Raw genomic sequence first — 2,458 nt, forward strand, 5'->3', positions numbered from 1 at the left:
CGCTCGCCCTGGACGTGCTGCCCGAACGGGAGACGAACGCGGGCCGCTACCTGGGCGCACTGCTCGGCGTGTCGGCGCGGGGCCTGGACACCCAGCTGGACACGCCGCAGTTCCAGCAGCTGGCCGCGACCGTCGGCGGCGCCGGGGCCCGCATCTCGGACGTGTTCTTCACCTTCGTGATGTACGTGCTCAGCCAGCTCGTCACAGGGGCGGCGCTGGTGTCGGCGCTGCGCGCCCGCGGCGAGGAGGCGGCGGGCCGGGCCGAACTCCTGCTGTCCACCCCCGTCGGCCGGCTGCGCTGGGCGCTGAGCCACCTGGTGTTCGCCGTCGTGAGCCCGGCGCTGCTGCTGGCCGTGCTGGGCGCGGCGGCGGGGCTCACCTACGACGGCGACGTGGCCCGCGTCGCCGGGGCCACGCTGGCGTACCTGCCCGCGGTCTGGACCGTGGTCGGGATCGCGACGCTGCTGTTCGGCCTGCTGCCCCGGCTGGCGGTGGCCGTGAGCTGGACCGCGCTCGGCCTCTTCCTGGTCGTGGATCTGCTGGCGGAGTTCAAGCTGGCCACCGGGATCGTCCTGAACCTGTCGCCGTTCGTGCACGTGCCGGCGCTGTTGCTGGGCGGCTCCTCGTCGGCGGTGGCGCCGCTGCTGGGGCTGACCGCGGTGGCCGTCGCGCTGGCCGCGGCGGGGCTGGCGTTCCTGCGCCGCCGCAACCTGGTGCCGTCCGCCTGATTCCCCGCTCAGGCTTCCGTCTGGCGAGCCCTGGCGGTCGCGGCGGCGTACTCGTCGGCGGTCATGCCGAGGTGGGGGTAGCTCTGGTGGAGGTCGTGCTGGTCGTCGGCCCACTGCTGGTAGTCCCGCCGGACGGTCAGCTCGTCGGAGTCGACGATCCGCGCGATGTCGGCCCAGGTGGCCCCCGCCTGCAGCGCGTGATGGACGTGGGCGGGATGGCGTACGGTGCGCGCGATGCACTCCGCCAGCGCCAGCAGCTCGAGGTGCTCGGCCACGGTGAGCGCGGGCCGGTCGTCGGCGCCGTGCCGGTCGGGGTCGTAGATCCCCCGGGTCACCAGCTCGACCCGGGCGCGAGCCGCCGTGTCCTTGGCGGCCAACGCGTCGTAGCGCTCCAGCTGCCGGCTGACGGGCATGTCGAAGCGAGCGTCGCGCCAGGTAGTGATGGGCTCGGGCGTGGTCATGACGACTTCTCCAGGGCGGTTGGGGGTGTCGGTTTCGGGGCGTCTCAAGTACACACCCATTCCGGGCCGGATGTGGCGGCGAGAATTGTCGGTGGCGTCCGGCATGGTAGGTCCCGCGCCCGAGACGGTCTCCCGGGCGCACCGTGCACGCGAGGACCTTCGGAAGGGCTTTCATGACAGCCGACCAGCCGCTCATCTGCTCCACGTGTCAGGGTGTGATCGTCGGGGCGCAGGACAGCGCCTACACGCCCGCCCGGGGGCGGCTGATCGTCACCAACGGTTACTGCCGGGGGCAGTGCTCCGACACCCCGCCCGAGCCCGCGCGCGACGAACCTGCCGAGAGCACCGCATCCTCCCCCTCCGACCAGCCGACACCCGCGTCCCTCACCCCGTGAGGCCCGGGCGGCGGCCGTGCCTTCGCGGCGCGGCTCCGGCGTTTCTCCAGTGAACGCCGGCCCGCCGGGAGTGTCCGGATTTGGGCATACAGTGGGCGCTTGTGCTGTTCGGCAGATCGGCGGAGATCGCCGCCATCGATGACGTGATCTCCCGGGCCCGCGAGGGCGCGGGAGATGCCCTCGTGCTGCGGGGCGAGGCAGGCGTGGGCAAGACGGCCCTGCTCGACCTGGCGGCCTCCCGGGGCGGGTCCATGCGGGTGCTCAGGACGACCGGCGTCGAGCCCGAGTCCGACCTGGCCTTCGCCGCGCTGCACCAGTTGCTGCGGCCGGTCGCCGGACTGCTGGACACGCTGCCGGAGCCGCAGCGCGAGGCCGTGCGCGGGGCGCTCGGGCTGGGCGGGGGCGCGTCGGGGGATCGGTTCCTGCTGGCGGCCGGGGTGCTGTCGCTGCTGGCCGAGGCCGCCGCGCCGGACGGGCTGGTCTGCGTGGTCGACGACTTCCAGTGGGTGGACCGGGCCTCGGCGGACGCGCTGCTGTTCGCCGCCAGACGGCTCGCCACGGAGCGGATCGCGATGCTGCTGGCCGTGCGCGGGGACGCGCCGGTGAAGGGGGTGCCGCCGCTGCGGCTCGGCGGCCTGCCGGAGCCGGCGGCGGCCGAGCTGCTCGACGCCGCGATGCCGCCCGCCGTCAAGCGGGAGCTCGTGGCGGCCACCGGTGGCAACCCGCTGGCCCTGCGCGAGATCGTACGGCGGTTGGGCCCCGGACAGCTCGCCGGCCGATGGCGGGCGCGCTCGTCGTCCTCGCTGTCCTCACCGCCGGCCCACTCCCACAGGTCGTCGACCTCGAAGCCGCCGACGGCGTTGGCGCAGTTCTC

3 protein-coding genes and 1 pseudogene are annotated in these 2,458 nt (G+C 74.3%); 3 read left to right on the forward strand and 1 reads right to left on the reverse strand.

The features are described from left to right. Nucleotides 1–728: pseudogene (locus ACWDX9_RS62340) on the forward strand (ABC transporter permease); the annotation flags it as partial. Nucleotides 729–736: 8 nt separating this feature from the next. On the opposite strand, the gene ACWDX9_RS62345 reads toward ACWDX9_RS62340, so the two are convergent. Further along, nucleotides 737–1,189 (reverse strand): hypothetical protein, encoded by a 453-nt coding sequence (locus ACWDX9_RS62345; protein WP_449973289.1) that lies wholly within the window; start codon nucleotides 1,187–1,189, stop codon nucleotides 737–739. A gap of 173 nt (nucleotides 1,190–1,362) precedes the next feature. On the opposite strand from ACWDX9_RS62345, the gene ACWDX9_RS62350 reads away from it, so the two are divergent. Together ACWDX9_RS62350 and ACWDX9_RS62355 are read left to right on the forward strand one after the other, a co-directional pair. Continuing rightward, entirely contained in the window at nucleotides 1,363–1,584 is a 222-nt protein-coding gene (locus ACWDX9_RS62350) for a hypothetical protein (protein WP_363968294.1), read from the forward strand. Between the two features lie 101 nt (nucleotides 1,585–1,685). Next, nucleotides 1,686–2,458: AAA family ATPase (locus ACWDX9_RS62355; protein ID WP_449973290.1), on the forward strand; the 773-nt coding region annotated here is incomplete at its 3' end.

It is taken from the genome of Nonomuraea sp. NPDC003201 (assembly GCF_053590415.1).